Annotated in this window: 22 protein-coding genes, 1 tRNA gene and 1 pseudogene; 15 read left to right on the top strand and 9 right to left on the bottom strand. The window is 44.2% G+C overall.

Annotated elements, in window-relative coordinates; all coding sequences use genetic code 11:
• Nucleotides 1-417: 417 nt before the first annotated feature.
• The 3 genes from AOU00_RS06940 to AOU00_RS06930 form a co-directional block, all read right to left on the bottom strand.
• Nucleotides 418-918 (bottom strand): hypothetical protein, encoded by a 501-nt coding sequence (locus AOU00_RS06940; RefSeq protein WP_069290250.1) that lies wholly within the window; start codon nt 916-918, stop codon nt 418-420.
• On the bottom strand, nt 915-2,213 hold the full coding sequence (locus tag AOU00_RS06935) for a tyrosinase family protein (protein WP_069290249.1): 1,299 nt from the start codon (nt 2,211-2,213) through the stop codon (nt 915-917). Before AOU00_RS06935 ends, AOU00_RS06940 begins: the two co-directional genes overlap by 4 nt.
• Nucleotides 2,214-3,356: 1,143 nt before the next feature.
• The gene (locus AOU00_RS06930) at nt 3,357-3,728 is read right to left on the bottom strand and encodes a helix-turn-helix domain-containing protein (protein ID WP_237166297.1); all 372 of its coding nucleotides are present in this window, start codon (nt 3,726-3,728) and stop codon (nt 3,357-3,359) included.
• A gap of 147 nt (nt 3,729-3,875) precedes the next feature.
• Here AOU00_RS06930 and AOU00_RS06925 point away from each other — a divergent pair, with 147 nt between their 5' ends.
• Together AOU00_RS06925 and AOU00_RS26215 are read left to right on the top strand one after the other, a co-directional pair.
• Nucleotides 3,876-4,871, top strand: coding sequence for a DGQHR domain-containing protein (locus AOU00_RS06925; protein ID WP_069290248.1), 996 nt, complete (start codon nt 3,876-3,878; stop codon nt 4,869-4,871).
• A 1,026-nt stretch (nt 4,872-5,897) separates the two neighbouring features.
• Nucleotides 5,898-6,065, top strand: coding sequence for a hypothetical protein (locus AOU00_RS26215; RefSeq protein ID WP_155765230.1), 168 nt, complete (start codon nt 5,898-5,900; stop codon nt 6,063-6,065).
• Between the two features lie 342 nt (nt 6,066-6,407).
• Here AOU00_RS26215 and AOU00_RS06920 read toward each other — a convergent pair.
• Nucleotides 6,408-6,752, bottom strand: a pseudogene (locus AOU00_RS06920) (DUF72 domain-containing protein); the annotation flags it as partial.
• Nucleotides 6,753-7,095: 343 nt separating this feature from the next.
• On the opposite strand from AOU00_RS06920, the gene AOU00_RS06915 reads away from it, so the two are divergent.
• The 5 genes from AOU00_RS06915 (at nt 7,096) to AOU00_RS06895 (ending at nt 11,383) form a co-directional block, all read left to right on the top strand.
• Entirely contained in the window at nt 7,096-7,881 is a 786-nt protein-coding gene (locus AOU00_RS06915) for a class I SAM-dependent methyltransferase (protein ID WP_069290247.1), read from the top strand.
• Nucleotides 7,882-7,903: 22 nt separating this feature from the next.
• Nucleotides 7,904-8,914 (top strand): MBL fold metallo-hydrolase, encoded by a 1,011-nt coding sequence (locus AOU00_RS06910; protein ID WP_069290246.1) that lies wholly within the window; start codon nt 7,904-7,906, stop codon nt 8,912-8,914.
• Between the two features lie 77 nt (nt 8,915-8,991).
• Nucleotides 8,992-9,627 carry an NAD(P)-dependent oxidoreductase gene (locus AOU00_RS06905; RefSeq protein WP_039272774.1) on the top strand — a complete coding sequence of 212 codons (636 nt, stop codon included), beginning with the start codon at nt 8,992-8,994 and terminating at the stop codon, nt 9,625-9,627.
• A gap of 220 nt (nt 9,628-9,847) precedes the next feature.
• The gene (locus tag AOU00_RS06900; protein WP_061828860.1) at nt 9,848-10,486 is read left to right on the top strand and encodes a TetR/AcrR family transcriptional regulator; all 639 of its coding nucleotides are present in this window, start codon (nt 9,848-9,850) and stop codon (nt 10,484-10,486) included.
• A 105-nt stretch (nt 10,487-10,591) separates the two neighbouring features.
• Nucleotides 10,592-11,383 carry an SDR family NAD(P)-dependent oxidoreductase gene (locus tag AOU00_RS06895; protein ID WP_061828858.1) on the top strand — a complete coding sequence of 264 codons (792 nt, stop codon included), beginning with the start codon at nt 10,592-10,594 and terminating at the stop codon, nt 11,381-11,383.
• 147 nt (nt 11,384-11,530) lie between these two features.
• Here the strand turns inward: AOU00_RS06895 and AOU00_RS06890 are convergent, their stop codons facing one another.
• Together AOU00_RS06890 and AOU00_RS06885 are read right to left on the bottom strand one after the other, a co-directional pair.
• Complete coding sequence (locus tag AOU00_RS06890; protein ID WP_069290245.1) at nt 11,531-11,965, bottom strand: GNAT family N-acetyltransferase; 435 nt, start codon at nt 11,963-11,965, stop codon at nt 11,531-11,533.
• A 77-nt stretch (nt 11,966-12,042) separates the two neighbouring features.
• Nucleotides 12,043-12,600 carry a phosphatidylglycerophosphatase A family protein gene (locus tag AOU00_RS06885; RefSeq protein ID WP_039272599.1) on the bottom strand — a complete coding sequence of 186 codons (558 nt, stop codon included), beginning with the start codon at nt 12,598-12,600 and terminating at the stop codon, nt 12,043-12,045.
• Nucleotides 12,601-12,752: 152 nt separating this feature from the next.
• On the opposite strand from AOU00_RS06885, the gene AOU00_RS06880 reads away from it, so the two are divergent.
• The 3 genes from AOU00_RS06880 (at nt 12,753) to AOU00_RS06870 (ending at nt 15,297) form a co-directional block, all read left to right on the top strand.
• Nucleotides 12,753-13,811, top strand: a complete 1,059-nt coding sequence (locus tag AOU00_RS06880; protein ID WP_069290244.1) for a GerMN domain-containing protein — start codon at nt 12,753-12,755, stop codon at nt 13,809-13,811.
• A gap of 92 nt (nt 13,812-13,903) precedes the next feature.
• Nucleotides 13,904-14,665 carry a ribonuclease PH gene (gene rph / locus AOU00_RS06875; protein WP_013311675.1) on the top strand — a complete coding sequence of 254 codons (762 nt, stop codon included), beginning with the start codon at nt 13,904-13,906 and terminating at the stop codon, nt 14,663-14,665.
• Nucleotides 14,665-15,297, top strand: coding sequence for an XTP/dITP diphosphatase (locus tag AOU00_RS06870; protein ID WP_013311674.1), 633 nt, complete (start codon nt 14,665-14,667; stop codon nt 15,295-15,297). The genes rph and AOU00_RS06870 overlap by 1 nt, the downstream gene beginning before the upstream one ends.
• A 169-nt stretch (nt 15,298-15,466) precedes the next feature.
• Here the strand turns inward: AOU00_RS06870 and asnB are convergent, their stop codons facing one another.
• Nucleotides 15,467-17,311 (bottom strand): asparagine synthase (glutamine-hydrolyzing), encoded by a 1,845-nt coding sequence (gene asnB, locus AOU00_RS06865; protein WP_069290243.1) that lies wholly within the window; start codon nt 17,309-17,311, stop codon nt 15,467-15,469.
• A gap of 163 nt (nt 17,312-17,474) precedes the next feature.
• Between asnB and AOU00_RS06860 the strand changes: the two genes are divergently transcribed.
• The gene (locus AOU00_RS06860; RefSeq protein WP_069290242.1) at nt 17,475-17,834 is read left to right on the top strand and encodes a hypothetical protein; all 360 of its coding nucleotides are present in this window, start codon (nt 17,475-17,477) and stop codon (nt 17,832-17,834) included.
• Between the two features lie 319 nt (nt 17,835-18,153).
• Here AOU00_RS06860 and AOU00_RS06855 read toward each other — a convergent pair whose 3' ends face one another.
• Nucleotides 18,154-18,447, bottom strand: a complete 294-nt coding sequence (locus tag AOU00_RS06855; protein WP_016324668.1) for a magnetosome magnetite crystal formation protein family — start codon at nt 18,445-18,447, stop codon at nt 18,154-18,156.
• Between the two features lie 174 nt (nt 18,448-18,621).
• Here AOU00_RS06855 and AOU00_RS06850 point away from each other — a divergent pair.
• The 3 genes from AOU00_RS06850 to AOU00_RS06840 all read left to right on the top strand — a co-directional run bounded on the left by AOU00_RS06850 (nt 18,622) and on the right by AOU00_RS06840 (nt 21,268).
• A tRNA-Arg gene (locus tag AOU00_RS06850) sits at nt 18,622-18,695 on the top strand.
• Between the two features lie 413 nt (nt 18,696-19,108).
• Nucleotides 19,109-20,032 carry an IS4 family transposase gene (locus AOU00_RS06845; RefSeq protein ID WP_061828855.1) on the top strand — a complete coding sequence of 308 codons (924 nt, stop codon included), beginning with the start codon at nt 19,109-19,111 and terminating at the stop codon, nt 20,030-20,032.
• A gap of 333 nt (nt 20,033-20,365) precedes the next feature.
• On the top strand, nt 20,366-21,268 hold the full coding sequence (locus AOU00_RS06840; protein ID WP_069290241.1) for a PhzF family isomerase: 903 nt from the start codon (nt 20,366-20,368) through the stop codon (nt 21,266-21,268).
• A gap of 163 nt (nt 21,269-21,431) precedes the next feature.
• Here the strand turns inward: AOU00_RS06840 and AOU00_RS06835 are convergent, their stop codons facing one another.
• The gene (locus AOU00_RS06835; RefSeq protein WP_069290240.1) at nt 21,432-22,775 is read right to left on the bottom strand and encodes a 6-phospho-beta-glucosidase; all 1,344 of its coding nucleotides are present in this window, start codon (nt 22,773-22,775) and stop codon (nt 21,432-21,434) included.
• A 185-nt stretch (nt 22,776-22,960) separates the two neighbouring features.
• On the opposite strand from AOU00_RS06835, the gene AOU00_RS06830 reads away from it, so the two are divergent.
• Nucleotides 22,961-23,935 (top strand): LacI family DNA-binding transcriptional regulator, encoded by a 975-nt coding sequence (locus AOU00_RS06830; RefSeq protein ID WP_061828852.1) that lies wholly within the window; start codon nt 22,961-22,963, stop codon nt 23,933-23,935.
• The last annotated feature ends 101 nt before the right edge of the window (nt 23,936-24,036 follow it).

Genomic DNA, 24,036 nt, shown 5'->3' with positions numbered 1-24,036 from the left:
ACCCATGTCAAACCATTCTATCAACCTATTTAAAAACATTTTTAACTATTCAGTATAGTTAAGCCGAATTAATAAGTACCGAACAAAGCCTCGCGTTCGTTAAGAAGATGAGATAAATTCTAAGGAGGATACGTAGATTTATCATTTACGGTCGTCCTATAACTTATTATATAGTTTTGAAGACACTATCCATAAAATTGAAATGGATAATCTTTTATGCATAGATTGCTGCTGAGTATGATGGGAACGAAGAACTGGAATAAGGATCACGTCACATGTCCATCAAGCCAAACGAAATATTAGCCCAAAACTATTCAGGGTGCATTCATAAAAAAAGTAACCGGCTTCCGTAACATTGTAAAGGAAACCGGCTATTGCTTAACTGACTCGGTTAGGCCCAACTGCAAGAAACGAATCTCAGTGAATCTGATGGATTCCCGCATTATCGCGAATAAAAATTGATCGGTTATCTGCCGCGCTGTAGCGCTCGCGGATATTGAAGTCTTCAGGTGTGCCTCCTAGGTGAGTGTCTGGAGCTTCAAAGTAGAGCATGTAGGTCTTTTTCGTATCTGTTTCAGATTCCATTTGGAGCCAACCTTTGTACCCGGCGGCAGGATATGTTCCGGTAGCCTGAAGCGTTGAAGCTGTTGTGGTCTGATTCCAAGTATACTGTGCGAAACCGAGTTCAAGTCGTTTGAAGCCAGTGGTTATCCAGCGGCGGAAGAGTTGAACCCATTCATCCGGCCAAGGACCGCCAGAATTAGTTGGCGGCATGTCCACTGCTATTCGTGCTGCAACATCGTCCGCATGCTGAACGACCTGATCGTAGTCCCAAAGATCGAATGCAAATCGCATATGCTCCCTATCCATGACCCGGATCATGGGTAGGATGTGGAGTTCAAAAACAGGCGTTCTCATGACTGTGCATAAGCCTCCAGTAGAATGTCCTCAATTTGTACCTCTTTGACGAGATCAGGGTTAGACTGAGGCTCCCCTGTTGGGTTAGGGGCCAGGATGTATTGTAGTGTTAATACGAGATCAGAGGCATTCCCATGGATAACAAGTTGTCTCGATACATCGAAACCGACTATGCAGGAGGAAGGATGATGGGATGGACCATGGTGTCTGTGGTCGCCATGTCCGCCGTGGGAATTACTAGTCGCATGGGACTTCCACAAAGCTACATAACCGACCCCATACTGGTGCTGAAAGCCCGGATCGTCTTTGTTGAACGGTACTTCCTTGGGATGGACATAGGCACGAAACATATAGCTTCCACTCGTAGGAACCTTCAAATCTTGGAGACGAACGATAGCCATCTCAGTAGCAGCAGGCGGCGATGGTAAAGTGAACTGTGCCCGTAACTCCCTTCTTAATTCTAAATCCAACTCATCGGAAAACAGGGGCTGCAAGGATTCTGCTGCAAGAAGCTCGTACCGTATGTGTTCTGGCTGATCAACTCCGAATGCCTGATCCAATTTGTTTGTGTATTCGTACTCATAGTCAAGATCGGTTGTTTTCTGAAAATCGCGGACCTTGTGCTTCGGCTTCGTGAGGAAACCTCTTAGGTCCGCGTCAGGAGAGGTCGAGGATGGCATGCTATTCCTCCGCTGCCATTCTGCCCACAGCAGATCAATAAAGGCGTGAAAGCTCCAGTAGATTGGGTCCTCCGCAGCAGTGCTGGGGTTAGCCATCCTTCCTCCAATGTAAAAAGAGTGCATGTAGTTATGTGGACCAAGTTCGAGCTTTCCGTAATTTCTTGTTGAGTGCTCTTTGGGAAAGCCACCAAATTCGTTCCAGTCCGTCTCCTCGGTCACGATCTGGAGTGTATCGGGAGGTAGTTCTGTAGGACTGTTATTCCGGTCGGGCATTAATAGGCCTGGCTTCGTAAAAGCAGCAGGGAATTTACCACTCGTCTCCGGGTGAATCCAGTCCCAGAAAGGAATGGTTACGTTGGCTGTACGAGGCGGGTCGGCCTCCTGAAGGAGCTTCTCGAAGTAGTGCAGGTGTGCTCGATGCCACGCAAGGAAAAGATCATTGCCATGTTCACATGGACCAATGAATGGATCATTATGAAGGCCTGCTTGAAAAGCATACCCTGACTCATCGTCGGGAGCCTGTTCTGACCGTGCTCTCAAGATGTTCAACGCGTGAATGTAGTCTGAAATCTGATTCTCGTCCAGCTCGTTGATGTCTCTACGTTTCTTAACCATGACTTTTTAGATTATCCTTTCAATTTCTGGAATTTTATTAGACTTTGCCCTTCCCTTATGGGACTAACAATCAATTTTTAGCTCGATTATATTTTACCCAAATAATCGAAAATATTTCCATTTAGGAATGTATTAAGATATTAAAAATCGAATTTTTACATATAACCAATCGGTTACAAGACAGGAACCCCGACGAAGAGGGGATTGTAATGAGAAAATGGAAAAAGTGATTCACCTCATTAACTTTCATACGCGAAAATGTCTAGACTGGAAGTCCGCTCACGAAGTTCATGGCTAAAATATCACGCTTGGTTGGGCAATCTGTTATATGGAGAATGCTCCTTAAGGACTTTTGGCTTCTGCTGCACGAAAATATGTTCCAGTATGCACTCCCAATTTATCACTACTATAACTTTTCGCATCAGTTACTTATGCTAACACCTAGGCGGCCGACTGTTATGTGTCCCAAAACCTGTAGAAATCTTTTTGGTTGCTTCAAATATTTAGCTGGATCAGGCAACTTCATCTGTTGTGAAAATCCGGTCTGTGCTTCATATGGGTTATACATGCAGCTAACGGTCACGACACACCCCATGTACCCCTCCTGCTGAAATGGGTGCTTATTTTCCGTTAAGTTCTGAATCGACGTTCTGGCAACATCTCGATCATAGTCATTCTCCGATGCGGGCAAAATGAGCTGTTATTCTGGATATATACGTAATTCTTTTGTACATAAATCATAGTTGTGTACAAAATGTGGAGATTGTATATTGAAAGAAAGTTGTTTTAAGGGGAAATACTATTGAAAATGCACGATAAAATTGAAGTAGGATATGAATACTGAAATTTTTTCTTTTAGTGTTTATATAGCGTTAGCAGAGTAATGGATACAGAAAGAACGAGCTACTAGAAATCATGCAGTTATTGTATAAATAATAAGCTTGATGGGAAAACGATAGTTCATCCTCTAACAGCCTTTATTCAATGGACATAGAAATATAAGGAGTATAATACTCAAAAATTATATAGTGTTCATCTGTCTCAGTTACAAGCTTGTGTTTATTTAATGAGGTGTACTAAGAAAATTCCATATTTGCTAAGTAGATCAAAAAAATAACCTACCCAAACTTTTGTTTGGATAGGTTATTTTTTTTCTATATGAGAATCTATTGTGACTAAAACATTATGCGCCAATTGTTGAATCATTTGAATATCATTAACAGATCTTTTTGATAATAATTCACTCAAGCTGTCTAGAATTCTTTCTCTAGTCCTTTCATCTTCAGAGAAGTACTTGTCATTGTAAAATCTGAAAAACTCGTCAGGAGAGGTTTCAAGAGCTTCTAAAATTCGTTCCAATGTCTCTAAAGAAATATTCCTCTCACCTCGCTCTATTCCCCCAATATAGGGCTGAGGCAAGCCAACTTTTTCACCCAGCTGCTCCTGAGTGTAATTTTTACTTTTTCGGATAGCTCTTATTCGCTCTCCTACATAATCAGTAATATGAATTTCCACAGCAACCACCTCTCTTTACAGATTAGGTAAGTTGCTGTTCATGTTACAGATATTCATGTTATATATTGCTAATTGAAATTATACAATTAAAGGTCTATATTATCTAATGACAACTACGAAGAAATTAACAGAAAAGGTGAATAAACTATGAATAGCTTGCCTAAGCCCATTGTTATTGAAAATGTTCTTCAATATAAAATGCGTGGTAAAGTTGCCTACCAAAGTTACTTACCTGCTTCAACAGCACTAAATGTTACTTTTGTTAAGCATTACGATCATCCTGCTGGTAAAGGCTATCAACGGCCTATAGATTCTAAAAGAAGTACTGATTTTGCAATATACTTATCTAAAGGTGACGATGCTTTATTTACCCCTGTTTTGTTGAATGCTGCTGGGAATTGGGAGTTTTCAGCTTACGATAATATAAGAACAAATTACGGAAGACTTGTGTGTAAAGGGAAAGCATCCCTTATGGATGGACAACATCGTCTTGGTGGTATTGAACGTTATATTCAAGAAACAAATGCTGAATTAAATATACCTTTCCTAGCTTTTCACTATCTAGATGAAGACGAAGAAATACAATTATTTGATACTATTAATACTAAAGCTAAAGGTATTGGGACTTCATTAAGTAAATACCTACGTCGAAATTCTGATGAATATAGCTGGATTGCAACAGAGCTAATCACTCGTCCTGAGAGTCCCTTTCACAACATCGGCAGCATTGTTGGTAAACGTACCCGTGGTCGCCATATTACTCTTCAAAACCTGTATCGAACACTCCAGTTTCTATTCAAAGAACAAAAACTGGTAGGAATGAGCAGCGAAGAAAAATATCAAATAGCTTTAAATTATTACCGTTACATCAAAGATATTTTTTCAAAAGAGTGGATAGATTATGGGGATTATCGTATAACCCATATTGTTTGTCTTGATGCCCTTTCTATCGCCGGGGCTAAGATTTTAACAAAGAGTATAAATGAACGTGGGAGATTGGGTTATAATCTGATGCACAAACATCTAAAAAAACTCACCTCAATGAACTGGTCCTCAGAAGGTCCTTTAAAATATGTTAAAGGTATTAGTGGATCTAAATCTTTGGCGATTGATTTAATTGATATGATGATGCTGTCTTCATAACAAGGAAATGGTATTAAGCTATCGATGTAACCAATAGGAGTTCCTTTATCTATGTCAGTTGCTAGTCATATTAGACGATTTGAGTACTAGCAGGTTCAAGTTTATGTATAAATCGGATGTTTTGACTACTAACAAAGCCATAAAGGACCAACCATGAGAGTATGAGCCTTTATATAGAAATAAAGAAGACCTTATTCTGCTGCATTTCTATGTAACTATTTTTTTAAAAAAGGAGCAAGCCCCTTTGAATGGGTCTTGCTTCTTTCGGCTTAGATCAATTTTTCCATAATCATAACGTCTATTTATTGTCCGTCCATAATTCCTTGTTTTTCAAAAGCATCTACCCCTTGCAAATTCTCTTATCATATCTTTCTAAAAAAACCGCTCATCAGACGTCAAGGTACAATTTGAACAAAATTTAAATTCTCTATTTTCAAGACCGCAATAAAACAGAATAGCCCGCTTAGCAAGCAGATGGGTATATTTAAGATATGCTTAGAGAATAATACTTAAATGAGCAGTAGAAATTCAGATTCAAATTGAATTAGTTGGATAAATATCGATTTAGGAGATAAATAATAATGAAGAACGTTTTGTTATTTGGACACGAAAATGATCCACATTTATTAGCTGTTCGAGCCGGTTTAATAGCAAAGAAGTTAAAGTCCAAATTTTTGATATTTACAATAAAAACCACAAAATCGCCCTAATCATGAAACCGGATAAACCTCATGGAAAATTCATAATAAACGACAAGTCATTAAATTTTAATGATATATCTAAGATATGGTGGAGAATCAAGCCAAATCCTTATATTGGGGATAACATAGATAATAAGGCAATAAGTGATTTTATTAGTACAGTATGAACTCGAATTATTCCCTTTCGGTATAAATTTTCGTGAATCCGCCCCAATAGTTGACGGAGATGTAACTGGAACTTCAGCTTCAGTAACATTAGGTCCCACCGATACAGATACTGATGCCCCAGACTGACTAATACAAATCTAATTATGAGGTGATTATTTTGGCAAAAATGAAATCAAAAAATAAACAAAATAATAAATCTCTAAGAAGTTGTAGCGAAGGTTCAAGTAAATGTATCGGCGGATCAAATGATAATATTGGAACAACTTTTGTCTGTAATAACGGGCAATGGGTTAACATTGGGCTTCCCTGTTCAGGTGATGAGTGAGTGAGTAATGAAATTAGTAGTGAGTTTATAAAAAAAGACCAAACAAAAAGCATCTTTTAAAGCATGAGCTCGGTACAGTTACCGGTCTCATGTTTTTTGTTTTGTAGGAATTTGCTTGATTTCAGGAAGTTCCTATTTACTGCGTAAAATGGCCAGCGCGCCACGTTTGATTTTTTGTTTCATTAAACGAACTGTCTTTAATTATGTACATTTTATATGTCTGACCAGTTATTTATGTACACATATAGATTTATGTACATTTAGAAAATATTCATTTCGTTCATGAAAATCAAGGGATTATATAAAAAATAGATTTATGAACATATATTTTTATATAGATACAGGTGGGTACTGAAACAGCACGGCTTTGAGCTTGCCCGCTTCTCGAAGAGGTTGTATAGATGCATGCAGTGCTTCGTACATGGCATCTATTGTTTTGAAGTAAGGCTGCTTGCCGCGGGTATGTCCAGTCATGCCTTGATAGGCTTTGACGAGAAATGAAAAAGAGTCAGGGGTTTCCGCCGCCCAGCGTGCCATACGATCTGTGGGCTGCACCGCATAGAAAGAACTATCCATCTCTACTACCGGAAAATGGCTTTCATAGACGCTTAGTTTTTGGTTAGCTTTGGTGCCGGTTGGATACAAGTCATCATGATCGCCCCAACCCGTAAGTCCAATTTGAATCATAACTTCCCCGCTCCTTTCTCTTATGAATCCTTCTAAAGGCGTTCCCATGAATCATTTTAATGATAAAATGGGGTGAATCACATGAAGTTGGTATGAAGTTCCTATGAATATTTAAGCTCAAATGAATCCATTTCATAAATGATTAAACCATTTTGATCTATATGTACTCTTTATTAAAGCTACTGAAGGTATTATGAAATGGATTCAAATAACGATTATTGTAACATGTTTGTTGCTCAGGATTTTTTGTAAAACCCTTATTCGTAATGCTTTTGAGTTTCCAGTTTGAAAAAGCTAATATAGTATGTAATAGAGCGAAATGAGTTCATGGAGGAGAAACGATATGGCAGAATGGTACGAGCAAAGCTTTGGGGAAGATTATTTATTGGTATACAAGCATCGCGACTTTCAGGGAGCCTATCAGGAAGTGCAAAAAATGATCTCCTGGCTCAAATTACCGCAAGGCTCCAGCGTATTGGATTTATGCTGTGGGATGGGCCGTCATTCGCTTGCGCTCGCAGATGCAGGTTATAAGGTGACAGGTGTAGACCTTTCCAATGTGCTGCTAAGAGAGGCTCGTGCAGCTGATTCCGAAGGGCGGGTAAGTTGGCATCAAGGGGATATGAGAGAGGTGCCGCTGGATGAAAGCTATGACGCGGTGATGAATTTGTTCACCTCCTTCGGTTATTTTGAAAAGGATGAGGAGCAGCTTAAAGTATTAAAGGAAATATATCGGCTGTTGAAGCCGGGAGGACGCTTTATCATAGATTATTTGAACCCTGCTTATGTAACCGCTCATTTGGTACCGCATTCGTCACGGGAGGATGAAGGGAATTGGATTGAGGAGCGTCGGGTCATTGAAGATGGCTTTGTGAAAAAACAAATTGCGATTCGGTCAAGTGCATCCGTTGCGGGCACTGAGGTAGCCTCTGCTCTGGGCACGACTCCTACTGAGGGAGAACCTGCGCGCGTGTATCATGAACGAGTGAAGCTATATCCATATGAAAAGTTTCGTGGATTGCTAGAGCAAGCCGGACTATCTATAGAGCAGGTACACGGAAGCTATAATGAAGATCAATATATTGAAGATGCTTCGCCTCGAATGATTTTTGTCGGCGTGCGGGCTTGAAACAGAAAGGCGGATGGAAGCCATGAAAATGCCAGAGCTTACACCGTGTGAGCGAATAGACGGAGGCTTTCAGGTCAAAATATCCATGTCCTTTCCGCTGCGCTGGGTGAATAGCTATGTGCTCAAGGGACAGCACGGTTTTACGATTGTAGACCCGGGGCCGCGCAATATGGACACTGAGGCAGAATGGGCGCATGTCTTCCAACAGCTGGGGATGTCCTTTGGGGATATCTCTGACATTGTGGTGACTCATCATCACCCCGATCATTACGGATTGGCGGGCTGGATGCAGCAGCAAAGTCAGGCTCGTGTTCATATGTCAGCTCGAAGCCATAAGGAAGCGATGATGATGTGGGACGCTCCAGAATCGACGGTCGCTATGGAGAACAGGCTTCCCCGCTTTTTTGTCCAGCATGGCTTTCCTTTGGAGCAAGTGTCGGCCTTGGAATTACATATGCGGCAGGCATATTTGCAAGTGAATCCACAGCCTGAGATTACCGTTATTCCTACCGGAATGGACGCTCGTCTGGAATGGGGTGAACGCAGTTGGCTCCCCGTCGAGACAGGAGGACATGCGCCCGGACATGTGTCCTTATATGACCCGAATAGCGGCGTTATCCTCTGCGGTGACGCAGTTTTGCCGCAGATTTCTCCTAATATCAGTCTGCTGCCAGACAGTGATGCCCAGCCGTTGAAGTCTTATGTAGACGGCTTGCAGCGTCTAGGCGAGCTGGAGGTAGCGTGGGCATATCCGGGGCACCGCAATCCGTTTGGTTATTTTCGGGAGCGGACGCAAGCGTTGCTGGCGCATCATGAAGAACGGCTGGAGAAATTCCAGCAGCTGATCCAACCGGAGGGCAGCACAGCCTATGAGCTGTGCATGGCCATGTTCGGTGGCAAGCTGGGTATTCACCAGCTAAGGTTTGCCATGTCCGAGACGCTGGCTCATCTGGTGGAACTGGTACGCCGTGAACGGGCCTCTATGAGCGAGACGGACTCAATCACGCGCTTCTATCCCCTTTGCCGCCAATAGTCGCGGAAAGTTAACCAACAAAGTGACATGACAAGAGCAACATGACAAGCGGCATGCATGCCGGAAAAGAGGATTTTATGAATTTGCTGCTGCTGGGAGCTACCGGACGCGTAGGACGGTACATATTAGATTATGCATTAGCGGACGGTCATGCCGTTACGGTCCTTGTTCGTTCACCGGACAAGCTGGAGGATTACGCACCCGGATACGGGAATCAGCTGCAAATCGTACAAGGCGATGCCACTAATGCAGAGAACGTAGCACAAGCGCTGAAGGGTGGGGCGACGACTGTGATCAGTGCGCTGAATACGGGTGGAACGACTACCTTATCCGCTAATATAGCCCTGCTGATCCGGCTCATGCAGGAGCAGTCCATTTCCCGGCTCATTACGGTAGGAACGGCAGGGATTTTACAAAGCCAGACCGAACCGGACCTGTATCGGTACGAGTCCTCCGAGACCCGGCGACGCAGCACTCGTGCGGCTGAGGAACATCGGCGAGTGTACGAATTGCTGCGTGAATCAGCACTAGACTGGACAATCGTATGTCCAACCTATCTGCCGGATGGAGCGCGGACAGGGATTTATCGTGTGGAAAAAGATTTTTTGCCTGAAGGTGGCTCACAAATTACCACCGCGGATACGGCTGATTTTACCTATCGTCAATGCAAGAGTTACGAATTTGTCCGTACACGAGTAGGCATTGCCTACTAATCATGGAACGCCAAACATAGCTTCATTTTTAAGTATTCAACCAGAGCGCGGTAAGTGTACCTACTCATTGCGTTCTTTTTTTCATTTGACAAACACTCAGGCTTAGAATACTATGATTCTTAACGGAAACGCTGTTTCCTGAAATCTTGTGTAGATCTTTAATTTATTATAGTAGCATCAAGCGACAGTTCTTAATAAGCAAAAGGAAGTGTATTGAATCATGTCCGAGCCATCGCATCCCTATAAAACCTATTCGGAAGTGAAGCTACAGCAGCAGCAATTGCTACGTAAAAATGTCATCGATGCGGCATGCATCCTTCTTGCGGAAGAAGGGCCAGAGGCCGTGACCGTGCGGCGAGTTGCGCAGAAATTAAGCTGTTCCACCAAGATCATTTACAGTATTTTTGGCAGTAAGGACGGTCTTGCCAATGAGATGTACCTGGATGGATGTCGGCTATTGGCTGAATCCTTCCAGCAAGTACCTGTTACCGAAAGCGTACTCGCTGATCTTGAAGCTCTATGCTGGGCGTACTGGGAATTTGCGCAGCTTCATTCAGCTTATTACAAAATGATGTTTGGCGGTGCATTATCTGATTTCAAGCCGGATGAACAGAGCTTGGAGGGTACCACAACGGCATTGTCACGAATTCTGCACACCGTCACACATGCTATGGAGATAGGGGCACTGAAAGAGGAAGATCCGCTGTTGGTTGTCCGAATGCTGTGGTCTGCTTTACATGGAGTCATACATCTTCAGTTTGCAGGTCATTTTTCAGATGTAGATATGGCTCAAGGAGTGTATACATTTACACTGAAGAATACGCTCGTAGCATTTAAAACATCCTCATCCCCATCGTAAATATGAAGTGTTCTGAGGTCGTCATAGTAGATGACTTCAGTTCATTATAGAGTAGCGGTAACAATGTTTCTAAAATAAAACTATGATACTATGGAGGTTATCATCATGTTTATGTACGCAAACAAAACAGCTCTGATCACAGGGGCTTCATCCGGGATTGGCGAGGCCTTTGCCTATTCGCTCGCAGTTAAGAAATGTAATCTCATTTTGGTAGCACGCAATGAAACCAAATTAGAGACGCTGGCTAAAGAACTCTCAGCTAAATTTAACGTAAAAGCAACGGTGATTGCGATGGATCTTTCCACACCAGGAGCACCACAAGCATTGCATCAGGAGGTTCAAAAGCAACAGCTGAAGGTAGATCTCTTGATTAACAACGCCGGTTTTGCCACCTATGGATACTTTGAGCAGGTTTCAGGAGAACGACAGCATGAGGAAGTGATGCTCAATGTGGCTGCTTTAGTCGACATCACACATGCATTTATGCCTGATTTATTGCGTAAGCGGGATGGTGGATTAATCAATGTTTCTTCCACAGCTGCATTTCAGCCCGATCCTTATATGGCGGTGTATGGAGCAACCAAAGCATTTGTGCTTTCTTTTACTGAAGCGCTATGGGCCGAAAATCGGAAACGGGGGCTTAAAGTTCTGGCCCTTTGTCCAGGCTCAACAGAAACGCCTTTTTTTGATATTGTTGGCGCAAGTGAAGCGTCAGTTGGAATTAGGGAAACTCCCCAAACCGTTGTGAAGAACGCGTTGAGAGCATTTGAAAAGGGGCGTAGTCACATCATTTCCGGTCGCCAGAACTATTGGGTAGCTCAGGTATCCCGGTTATTCTCTCGTCAATCCACGCTGGGAATTGTAGAACGTGCACTGCGTCCAAAAAATGGATTGTAATTTATGAATGAAGGTAATCTGGGCTTGAAATGTCAGGATTGCTAATCAATATGTTGTGAGTTTTATGCACCGGGTCTGATCGTTTCTAACTCGACTTGAATCAGACCCGGCGTTCCTATTTGTATAGATCAAGCACTTAGACCCTATTCAAAGCCCTCGGGAATATAGTAAAATTCCATCCCGTTTCTCCCAGCCGTTATCTGACCAGAAGCGTTGACCCCCTGCGTTATGCTCCATTACAAACAGATGACATTTATCAATGCCTTCTCTCAGCAAAGCAGATAACGCCTTATCCACCAGTCTGGGCGCGATCCCTTGACCACGATGTGCTGTGGCTACACCGAGATGATACAAAAACCCCCTGCGAGAATCGTGACCCGCTAAAATCGTGCCTATAATGTTTCCGTTGTACTCACAGACAAAGCTAAGTCCTTCGTTCCGTTGTAAAAAGCGTGCAATCCGCTCCGGTGAGTCGGCCTCGCTTAATCCTAATCCGTCTAAGCCATTCCAAAGCTCAATGGCCTGATCATAATCGTCAGCCTGCATCGTACGGAATGTATATCCTTCAGTTACGTTTGCCATGTCTAGTTCTCCTCTAAGCTTGTCTATATCTGTTATATTCCAACGTGTTGTTTATAATTTAGGGTGTTGTTGTTTTTTTAACGTGTTGTATTCGGTGCACTTTCTTCCCCAAGCTCCTGCTCGCGCTCTGCCTGTTTGCGATGGGCGATACGGCTGCTGGCCGAAGCTGCGATAGCGCCCACGATGTCGTCCAGGAACGTATGGATCGGCCCGAGGCTTTTATCATTCAAGCGTTCCAGAACACCGGGTTTGAGTTTATCAACATAACCGTAATTGGTAAATCCAATGCTGCCGTACACATTTACGATGGAGAAGGCCAGAATCTCATCCACTCCGTATAATCCCTCATCATTCTCAATCATGTCCTGCAATGGGGGAAGAAGGGCGCCCTGTTCGGCAAGGATATCGAGTTGGATGCCCGTGAGCACTGCATTTTGAACCTCGCGCTTCATCAGCACCTTGTCCACATTCTCAATACATTCTTCCATCGTTAGGGTCGGGTAATATTTTTTTTGTAAAAGCATGACCAGTTCTGCGATTTCAGTCAGGTGTACACCACGCTTGTGCAGCAACTCGCGGGTGGCATCGGCTACCTTTTTACTATTCAAGCTGTATGGTGCTTTTTTCTTGTCCATAAAGTTGAAATTCCCCTCCTCGTATAGATCCTGATTTCCACTGCAATTATGATCAGTGTGTCCAGTCTGCTGAAAAAGTAGTTATTTTTTACGCGAGGCTCGTATACATATTAGTACAATCTGTACAAAATTGTTAGGGAGGAACTTCACTTATGAATATAAAACACCCATGGCGTATGACCTCTGTAGCTGGACTGCTATCCCTACCCCTGTTGTTGTCAGGCTGCAGCCTTTTCGGCGACGAATCGGCATCTATTGACCCCCCGCCGTCCACGACAGAGCAGTCCATGATTAAGGCTGTAACGGGAAAAGCACCTGCCAGTACAGGGCAACTGAGGGCTGTTTTTTTGCAAGATCATAACGGTTTGCTGGCCCCGGTATCTTTACCGATTGCTACAGGTGATGTGCAGGCAGATGCCAAGTCAGCGCTGGAAACATTGGTTGAGGGCGGGCCATATGCTGGATTATTACCAGAGGGATTTAAAGGGGTAATACCCCAGGGTACAGAAGTAAAAAGTGTGACAGTGGACAAGAACAACAAGCTGGCTGTTGTCGAATTCAACAAATCTTTCGCCAACTATAAGCCACAGGAAGAACGCAAATTAATGGAGAGCTTGACCTGGACCCTAACCGACCGTCCCGATATTGAGAGCGTACAGATCTGGGTGGAGGGCAAAAAACTGAACGAAATGCCTGTTGGCGGCACACCGCTGGATCATCCATTGACGCGTGCAGTAGGTATTAATTTGGAAATTGGTCATGGCGTGACACCCCTGGATTCCAGTCCAGTCACTGTGTATTTCTCTTCCTCTTCTCCTGCTGGAGTTCAATACTATGTACCTGTAACACGGTTGGTTAGCCCTGAGAAAGATCGTGTCCAGTCAGCACTGCATCAATTGATTCAAGGGCCGCAGACCAAAGATGGGTTACAAGAAGTGATGACAGGGGAGACGGCGCTGAAATCGGTAGAACGCTCCAAAGACAACGTAATTACGGTATCTCTCTCAGATGATATGTTTGCTAAAGGAGAAGCTGTGCCTGCTGAATTTTTGGAATCGGTTGTGCTGACAGCGGCAGACAATTCAGATGATGCGGTCAAAACAAAAATTCGGATTGAACTGAATGGTGAAAAAAGCGTAATTGGACAAAATAATCAAAATTATGGAGAGCCTGTAGCCAAGCCGCAACATATTAACGAAATCCCTCTTTAAGGGCGGGAATCGTCCTTGGGGTGCTTTTGCCTGCACACTTTGGTAAAATAAACATATAAGAACAGGTTGCATACGACGTAGGAGGAAAAAGCATGAGTAGATCTAACGGACGAAACGGTGATGAGCTGCGCCCGATGAAATTGACAGCAGGAGTAAATAAATACGCGGAGGGGTCTGTTTTTATAGAGGTTGGCGAGACGAAAGTCATTTGCACGGCTACTGTAGAAGAACGCGTACCCCCCTTTATGAAGGGACAAGGAAAGGGCTGGGTGACCGCGGAGTATTCCATGCTTCCGCGTGCGACTCATAGCCGTAATCAGCGTGAAGCTGCGCGTGGGAAGCTGACAGGCCGTACCATGGAAATTCAGCGTCTGATTGGAAGAGCGTTGCGTTCGGTGGTCAATTTGCAGGCGCTTGGTGAACGGACGATTACGTTGGATTGTGACGTCATTCAGGCGGACGGCGGAACACGCACAACCTCAATTACCGGTTCTTTCGTAGCGTTGGCGATTGCGGTTAATAAAATTGCCACCCAGCACAAGCTGCCTGTTTTTCCAATTACTGATTTTCTGGCTTCCGTCAGCGTAGGGGTTGTTGGTGAAAAAGCGTTGCTGGATCTGAACTATGAAGAGGATTCCAAGGCTAAAGTGGACATGAATCTTGTCATGACTGGCAGTGGAAAATATGTTGAGCTGCAAGGTACAGGTGAAGAAAGCCCATTTGACCGTAACGAATTGGATCAACTGCTTAGCTTGGGCGAACAAGGGATTCTGCAAATGATTGAGCGCCAAAAAGAAGTGCTTGGACCGATTGCTGATAAGATCGGTGCTGGACGTACAGGAGCTGGCGCCTAATGCGGCTGGATGGTCCGGTCGTCATTGTCGCTACGAAAAATAAAGGAAAGGTGCGGGAATTTGCGCATGCTTTTGCGCCGTTTGGCAAGGAAGTCAGAAGCATGTACGATTATCCCGACATTCCTGATGTCGTTGAAGATGGCAAAACCTTTGCCGAAAATGCACTGAAAAAAGCTAAAGCGGTAGGAGATGTGCTCGGTTTGCCCGTACTGGCCGATGATTCCGGCCTCTGCGTGGACTTGCTGGACGGTGCACCGGGGGTATACTCTGCCCGTTATGCTGGAGAAGGTGCCAGCGATCACGAAAACAATATTAAGCTGCTCGACGTTCTAGAATCGAAGCAGCTGGGTGATGATACGGGACAGCCTTTGCTAAGCCCGGCTCAATTCGTCTGTACCTTGATTCTATATAATCCGCAGACTGGCGAGACGTTGGAATCGACAGGCTCTGTGGAGGGCTGGATTACTACTGAAACCGCCGGCAGCGGCGGGTTTGGGTATGATCCGCTGTTTTATTTGCCAGAGTTTGAAAAGACAATGGCCGAGCTGACGTTGGAACAAAAGCAGGCTATCAGTCACCGAGGGATAGCTCTGCGTGATTTGGCAACAAAGCTGGGTAATCCACAGGCATAGCATTGGTAACAGGGGCGAAATCATCCCCCATTCACATAACGAAAAAAAGGCTATCCGTCAGTCATAAGCTGCGGATAGCCTTTTTGGTACTTTCTGTTCCCCATATAGTACACAGCGAAAAATTGCCGCTGCCGCTTAGAAGCTCTATTGCTTCAGCATTCAGCGTAGCTTATCGAATAGCAACCTTGTAAGTGCGTAACCAGTTATCCACTTGAGCCAAGTAGGCGAACAACTGGGGACCCGACATCAGCTGACCAAACCAAGGCAGATTGGTGGATGCCTCCGGTGAGGCGGCAATATCACGTACCTTTTGCGCATCGATCAGCTTGAGCAGTGGGGAAGAGGAATCATCCAGCAGCTGCAGCGCCTGCTTTTTCACAGCCTCAAGATAGGAAGGGTTATGCGTTTTGGGATATGGGCTTTTTTTGCGATACAGCACATCATCCGGCAATACACCCTCCAGCGCCTTGCGTAAAATACCTTTTTCACGTCCGCCTGTCATCTTGATACTCCACGGAATGTTCCATACATATTGTACCAAACGATGATCGCAATACGGCACCCGCACTTCCAGTCCGGCTCCCATACTCATCCGATCCTTGCGATCCAGTAGAGTAGGCATAAAGCGGGTGATGTTCAAATAGGACATGACGCGCATTTGCGCAGCTTTTCCTGTTTCCCCCGGTAGCTTCGGCACTTCTCCTACCGCTTCTGAGTAGCGATCGTTCAAATACTCCAGCGGCTTGATCCAGTCCCGTACCTCAGGAGACAACAGACTGGCTCTCATATCGGGTGCAACTGCCCACGGGAATGTACCCGAATTCAGCATATCCTCCCGGTGGAACCAAGGATATCCGCCAAAAACTTCATCCGCAGCCTCGCCGGAAATAGCGACCGTAGCTCCTTTTTTAATCTCCCGGCAAAAGAGATACAGCGACGAATCCACGTCCGCCATTCCGGGTAAATCCCGCGTTAGTGTGGAGTTGTTCAGAGCTGCTACGACTTCTGGCGTATCGAATTCAATCCAGTGATGATTTGTCCCTAATTCATCCACCATCCGCTGAATCCAGGGGGCATCGGCTCCGGGTTGAAACGCATGGGCTTTAAAATGCTTGTCGTTATCCACATAATCGACCGAATACGTATGAACTTGTCCCTGCCCGGTACGTTTGTAATAATCGACAGCTAATGCGGATAGAGCGCTTGAATCCAGCCCGCCAGACAATAAGGTGCACACTGGAACATCCGAAATGAGCTGCCGCTCCACCGTATCTAGCAACAGTTCTCTTACCTTAAGTGCCGTTTCTTCGGTGTTATCCTCATGCGCAATGCTTTCCAGTGTCCAGTAGGCATGGATGCGCACGCCGTCGCGGCTGTAGGTTAACGTATGCCCGGGGCGTAGCTCCTTCATAGACGAATAGACGCCGTGTCCGGGGGTACGTGCAGGCCCGATGATAAAAATTTCGGCCAATCCCTCGGCGTCCACTGCTGCCTCTACCGCTGGATGCTGGAGCAGTGCTTTGGGTTCTGAGCCAAATACGAATACTTCTTCGGTTTGGCTATAAAATAGCGGCTTCACTCCCAGCCGATCCCGTGCCAGAAATACCTGCTCCCGCTCGCTATCCCAGACCGCAAACGCAAAAATGCCGTTTAACCGATCCACACATTCAGGGCCCCATTCGATATAGGATTCGAGCAGCACCTCCGTGTCGCATTGTGTACGGAAAAAATGCCCGCGCTGTTGCAGCTCTTTTTTCAGCTCAGGCGCGTTATATATTTCCCCGTTATATACAATCGTATAAGTGATATCCTCCAGCTGCCGGATCATGGGCTGAGCGCCATTTTCCGGGTCCATAACGCTCAATCTTCGGTGTCCGAAGGCACACGGGTTGGATATCCAGGTACCCGCAGCATCCGGTCCGCGATCGGAGAGCGTTTGTGTCATATTCAGCAGCAGCTCAGATTGATGCATTAAGTCTCCGTTCCACTGTATGAAACCTGTAATTCCGCACATGTCTGTTCATCCTCTCTTTGTCGTGTTCATCCAGTGTTGGAATGAATCAAAAACTAAATCCCCAGTTCATCAGTATATATGCCGAAAAGAAGCATAAAATGTCTGTCCGTTCCGAAAACTACAGATGGGGCAACCCGTCTACTCGCAAGGAAGGAGGGAGACCATGTACTACATCAAGGATGCCAAAATACGCCGCTTCACTGAACTTGACGGAGTGCGCTGCGCTGAGGTAGAGGTGCGGCCCGGTGCCGCAGATGACCCGGAACTGTTGGTCTATATTACGGCCAAGGATCAGACGGATGGTCAGCATGACTATGACATGATACGGATCATCCGCAATGACGCCGATCTGGAGCTGGATTGGTACGACAATAATCTGCATTCGGCATTTGAGGAAGTGACAGACAAGGCTTTTACCGACTCTACACACATTACTGCTGGTGAGGAGCGAGAGAAGTTTAAAAAAGAATTGCTCTCCTATGGGCAGCTCAGCACAGAGTTCGCCAAGGAGTTTGGGGCATGAGGATATGGTGTGCTATGCCTCGGCTTTTGTTGATTTGGGCCCCGGCGCCATCGCCGGATCAGCGTGAAAGGAGGGGGAAATCATAGACAGCAAAGCGAATTATAAGAAAAATAAAGGCAGCAGTTATATTCATAACAATGAGTTCGCGGAAGAAGTGCTGGAGAAAAACGTAAGACATGAAGTACGGAGAAGTCCTAAACGCTTTGGGAATAAATAAGCAGCCATTGAACCAAATAGCAACAGCAACTCATCAAAAATGAACCTAAAGAAGCCTCCGTATCCCGCCAAATTAGCGGTATGTAGGAGGCTTCTTTTTGAACTAAGCCGCTTCACGCAGCGTCATAATCCCTTTGTAGATGTTATAAACAAAAACTCCGAGATAGACCACTACGAATAGCAGTACAAAACCGATCACTGAACCTGCATGATTCGCGGTAATAATAAAATACACTAGCGGAATTGCCGCAATAATGGGGAAAATATGCGATAAAATGGCTTTTTTTGCATGTCCCTGAACATATTCGTCCCGTACTGCAATCCACACAATGACAGGCACTAGAAAAGGTGCGAAGAAAATGCTGAAATAACAAAGTGACGACAAAAGACCTCTCACGGCTCAACCCCTCCTTTATGCATGGTTCTTTGTACATAATACCCCGTTAGCGTCCAAATGATTCCTTTTGCAGCCCACTTCCCTACATCATGAAAAAATGCTTTTGACAGTTGCTCGAAATGTGATATAATAATCAATGCGCTGAATACATAAGGTATTATTGATCAGCATCTTGTCCCAGTAGCTCAGCTGGATAGAGCAACGGCCTTCTAAGCCGTCGGTCGGGGGTTCGAATCCCTCCTGGGACGTCGAAGTGTTCAGATATGTAAAGTTTGAACGAAATTAAAAATGCTTCAAATCCTTGATATATAAGGGTTTGGGGCGTTTTTTCTTTTATTGGGGTTACGATAGAAAACGTTAGAAAAAGGTGTGATCAATACACCTGTTTACTCAAATTATACACACGATTTTTACACGCTATATAAACGTTCAAAAATGTCTGTTGTTTTGAATCCTGTTCACGTAGCTCTTTCATAAGGTGGGCATATGTAGAGGTAGTGATATCTAATGAGGCGTGACCAAGCCGCTCCGAAACATACAGTAAACTAATACCTTTATATAGTAGCACGCCTGTTGAATAACCACAAAATGGTAGAAAAAAGATCGTCTTTTCTGTAGAATCGTTGGTACCATCCAAACGAATCCGAAAGAAGACGATCTCATGAAAAATTCTATCACGATTACATCTATCCTTGAATCTATGCTGACTCCTGAAGAAGTTCAAAGGGTTGTGAAGTTAATAGGTTATGAAGACAAAGCCCGCAAGTTTACGGTGTACCATTTACTCCAATACTGGTGCATGGCTGCGTTGGAACAATGGGGTAGCTATCGATCCAGCGTAGATTATGCGGCTCTCTGTGGCTTGTCCGTCGTCCACTACTCACGCTTTTCAACCAAAGCCGCCGAAGTCCCGTTTTCCGTATTTAAGGAACTTTTCCATCTACTCGCTTTACGAGCAGAAAATGGGCAACCCCTTCAGGTGGTCGAAACGCTGGGCTCCAAGCATGATGGCCCCATGAGTGAAGCGTTGGCTCAACCGGACTACATTTTGGTGATGGACCGTGCTTATGGGAAACTGGAGCGTCTGGATCACTTCAAAACCCATGGACAATCGTTTGTCATTCGGCTTCGCGATAACGTCCATTTGGAAAAGCCTCATGCGCTACGTCGCCTTACGAAGCCAGATTCATCCGTCATTCGGGATATCACTTGCCAGTTGGGGACCCCTCAGTGTCGTTCCAGACAACGTCATCGTGTGGTGATGTTTCGGGATTTTGAAGGTCGGGAAATTCGGGTGGTTACCGATTTAATGCAGGTGACCGCAGAACAAATCGCACAGATCTATAAGGCTCGATGGCAGATTGAAGTCTTCTTTCGTTGGATCAAGCAACATTTGAATATTCCAACGCTGTTTGGTACGACTGAAAATGCGGTCTATGGGCAATTATTCTGTGCTCTAATCGTCTATGTCCTGCTCAATTGGCTATTTGTTACTGCTCAGACTTCATGGCCCCAACATGCCGTTCTTTCCTTTGCGCGATTTTCTCGTCTATTTCTTCTTCAAAACTACCTGTTGAATGGCTGATTCAGATTCGGCGCGTTCTTCTTCAGTGCACCTCTTGTTTCATGAATTGAGTTACTTATTTTGGTTATTCAACAGGCGTGGCAGAATCTAAAAGTATCTATAATCATAAAAGATTTATTCCGCTTTTAGATAAGGATTGAGAAGACCATTTCAGCTAACTGCGGCTTTAGTTTAATAACAATCTTCCATAAAAGAGCGCGATTCTATAATAAGGATCAGTTCGTTTTCATTAAAGGGCCATATTATATCTTTTAATTTAAGTGAAACTGCCTAAAAAGTATGTTAATATCAGATTTAACAGACAGACAAACTAGTATTTATAGAGGCGAAATTATGAAAAAATATAGAATATATCAAGTAGACTCATTTACAAAAAATAGATTTCATGGTAACCCTGCTGGAGTTGTTCCAAATGCAAATGGACTTACAGATGAGCAGATGCAGAGAATTGCAAGAGAATTAAATAATTCGGAAACTGCATTTATTTTTGAAACAGATTCTTCAAATTATGATGTTGAAGTAAGATTTTTTACTCCAACAACTGAGGTTCCAATTTGTGGTCATGCAACAGTAGCAGCGCATTATATTTATGCAATTGAGAGAAAAGCTGAAACTGGAAGAATTATCCAAAAAACAAAAGCAGGTATATTGCCTGTTGATGTTATAAAGTATGAAGATGACTATTCTATTGTAATGACACAGGGAGAACCTTCTGTATCAGAGCCTTTAAATGATGAAATAAGAAGTCAGATTGCAAATGCGTTAGGTATTTCTTGTAAAGATATTTGCATGGAATATCCAGTTGCAATATCTTCAACAGGTCATTCTAAGGTAATGGTTCCGATTTACTCCAATGAAATACTACATAGTTTAAAACCTGATTTGCAGAAGCTTACAGAAATCAGCAAGCATATTGGATGTAATGGATATTATGTTTTTACATTAAATCCACAAGAGGATATATTGGTTCACGGAAGAATGTTTGCTCCTGCAATTGGAATAGCTGAAGACCCGGTGACAGGAAATGCAAACGGACCGCTTGGAGCCTATTTGGTACACTATAACATTTTGCAAAATGAGAATGAGCAGTCTTTTGATTTTGATATTTTACAAGGTGAGGCAATCAAAAGAGAGGGAACAATGCATGTTCATGTGAAAAAGGAACAGGGAAAACCCGTATTAGTTCAAATTACGGGGAAAGCGGTTATTGCTTTTTCAACGGAGATCATACTTTAAAAAAGTCTAACAAATTTATCAATAAGCTTAATGACGGATTGTCAAGCCAAGTACAAACCCAATAACACCAACGTCCCAGCAAGTACTCCTGGGACGTATAGCAAAGCTTCCTACATGTAGGAAGCTTTTTTGTGTTCCAGCAGGATGATAGCGACCTACCTTTTTATACCGTCGCCTTCTCTTTATGAGCAAAGAACTGCGGCAGATGCTCTTTGTGTGCCTCCAGCAATTCATCCAGCACGGTTTGAGCAATGTCCCCGCTTGGTACGAGCGGATTCAGGGTGAAGGCTTGCAGTGCTGTTGCATAGTCACCGGTGACCGCCGCTTCAATCGTCAGCTCTTCCATTGCCTTCATTACTTGCAGCAAGCCCCGCTGTGCAGGTGGGAATTTGCCAAAGTTGACAGGTTCGGCACCGTGGGCGCGAATAACACTGGTCACTTCGATGGCGCTATCATAAGGAACATCATCAATCGCACCATTGTTACGTGTACTAACCACCATCAATGTGCCTTTGTTGTTATAAATGGAATTAATGATTTCACAGGCTGCATCGCTGTAATGCGCACCACCGCGTTTGGATAATTCCTCTGGTTTGTAATCCAGATTCGGATCTTTATACAGTTCGAACAGACTTTCTTCCAGACGTTTGACCACTTGGCCCCGAGTTCCTTCGTTTTTGGCTTCCTCTAATTCTTCCTTGAGCATGTTATCCGTCATATAGTAATACCGATGGTAAGGACAAGGCAGCATTTTCAATTGACGAACTTGATCATACAGGAAGCGCATGTTCTTAATATTTTCAACGACTTTCTCTGGCTTTGCACCCGGAGCGTACAGTCCTTCAATAACTTGCTCTGTTAATTCGGTCCCTGTTTTGTCATAAATTTTGTGCCAATGAAGGTGGTTAATCCCTGCAAATTTAAAGAACAGCTCTTCTTCCGGTTTGTCCAGCACAGCTGATGCACTCTTGATCGCGCCGATTGGAACATTACATAATCCGATGACTTTATCCCACTGACCATAACGAAGCACGGCTTCGGTGACCATACCCGCAGGGTTGGTAAAATTAATCAACCATGCATTCGGACACAGTTCTTTCATATCTTCCACAATACTGAGGATAACGGGTATGGTGCGAAACGCTTTGAACATTCCTCCGGCCCCATTGGTCTCCTGACCGATCATGCCATGTTTTAACGGAATACTTTCATCCTTAATCCGGGCTTCCAGCAAGCCTACCCGAAATTGGGTCGTTACAAAATCGGCGTCCTTCAACGCTTCCCGACGATCCAGCGTCAAATGTACCTCACAATCAATGCCTGCGGCCTTCACCATCCGTTTGGCCATAGCACCTACGATCTCCAGTTTTTCACGTCCTGCCTCAATATCTACCAGCCACAATTCCCGAATGGGAAGCTCTGCATAACGTTTGATGAAGCCTTCTACTAGTTCTGGTGTATAGCTGGAGCCTCCGCCAATGGTTGCAATCTTTATGCCTTTTTTCATAGTTAGTGCCTCCTAAGTATGTTTTGTAAACCGCTTTCTTAAGCACAAATTCACTGTAATCCCTGTAATGCATTACAGGTCAAGCGCTTTTAAAAAACTTATTTTGGGAGGTGACAATTATAGGGCGGACACGACGAACATGCTAAACACGAACATGCTAAAATAGAAAGAACGAGGTGAGAAAAATGGCGAATATTCATGAAATTGCAAAGCTGGCGGGGGTATCCTCGGCTACGGTGTCCCGTGTCATTAACAACCATCCGTACGTGAGTGAACCCACAAGGCAGCGTGTGCAGGAGGTCATAGATCGGCTGGATTATGTTCCCAATTTAAATGCGGTATCTTTAAAAAAGGGCATGACCAAGCTCATAGGGATTATTTCACTTTCTTTTAATGATTCATTGGGTTTATTTGTGCGTGGATTTACAATGTATGCCCAGGAGCATGGCTTTAATATAGCGCTGTTTATTACGAATGGGGAGAAAGGTCGAGAACTTGAAGCGCTGGAAATGTTGCGGAGAAAGCAACTGGACGCTTTGGTCTGTATGATTCGTGTTAATGAGTGGAGTGTGATTGAGCATTATACAAAATATGGTCCGATTGTGACCTGGCAGCGTGTAAACATTGAGGCAATCCCGTCTGTATTTATGGATCAGTATCAGGGCTATACGCTGGCATTGGAACATTTGTACGCCCGAGGATATCGGAAAATTGTGAATGTGTACGGCAGCATGCGGGGGTTGAATACAAAAGAACGCATTCGAGCTTATCATGACTTTTGCGAAAAATATGATTTGGACGCTGAGGCCTTCCCGCATTTTTATGATTTAAATTCAATAGCAGCTGGTGAACAAATAGCTCATTGGTGGGCAGAACGAGCACAAACAGACAGGCCGGACGCCTTTGCCTGTTCTACGGATTATTTGGCAGCAGGTCTTTTGACTGAAGCGCGTAGGCTAGGTGTTTCTGTACCGAGTGATTTTGCAGTAGTAGGCTTTGATAACACCGAAATCTCGCATTTGCTTGATTTAACTACGATTCATTACCCGATAGACAAGCAAGCTGAGAATGCGTTCATTATGATTCGAAATGCCCTCGAAGGGCTGGATGAAACGATACATCATCTGGAATTCAAATTAGTAGAGCGAGCGACCACCTGATTCCAAAAGGGACTTCATGTTAGTGGTTATTAATTTCCATATTAAAGTTTATATAGTAGGAATAATGGAAGAAAAATGTTGACACATGTTAAAACTTGGTG

Origin of the sequence: Paenibacillus polymyxa (assembly GCF_001719045.1) — a bacterium.
GTDB classification, from domain to species: Bacteria; Bacillota; Bacilli; order Paenibacillales; family Paenibacillaceae; genus Paenibacillus; species Paenibacillus polymyxa_B.
Note: the sequence above shows the minus strand (reverse complement) of the source record. Positions and strands in the feature narration are given on the sequence as shown.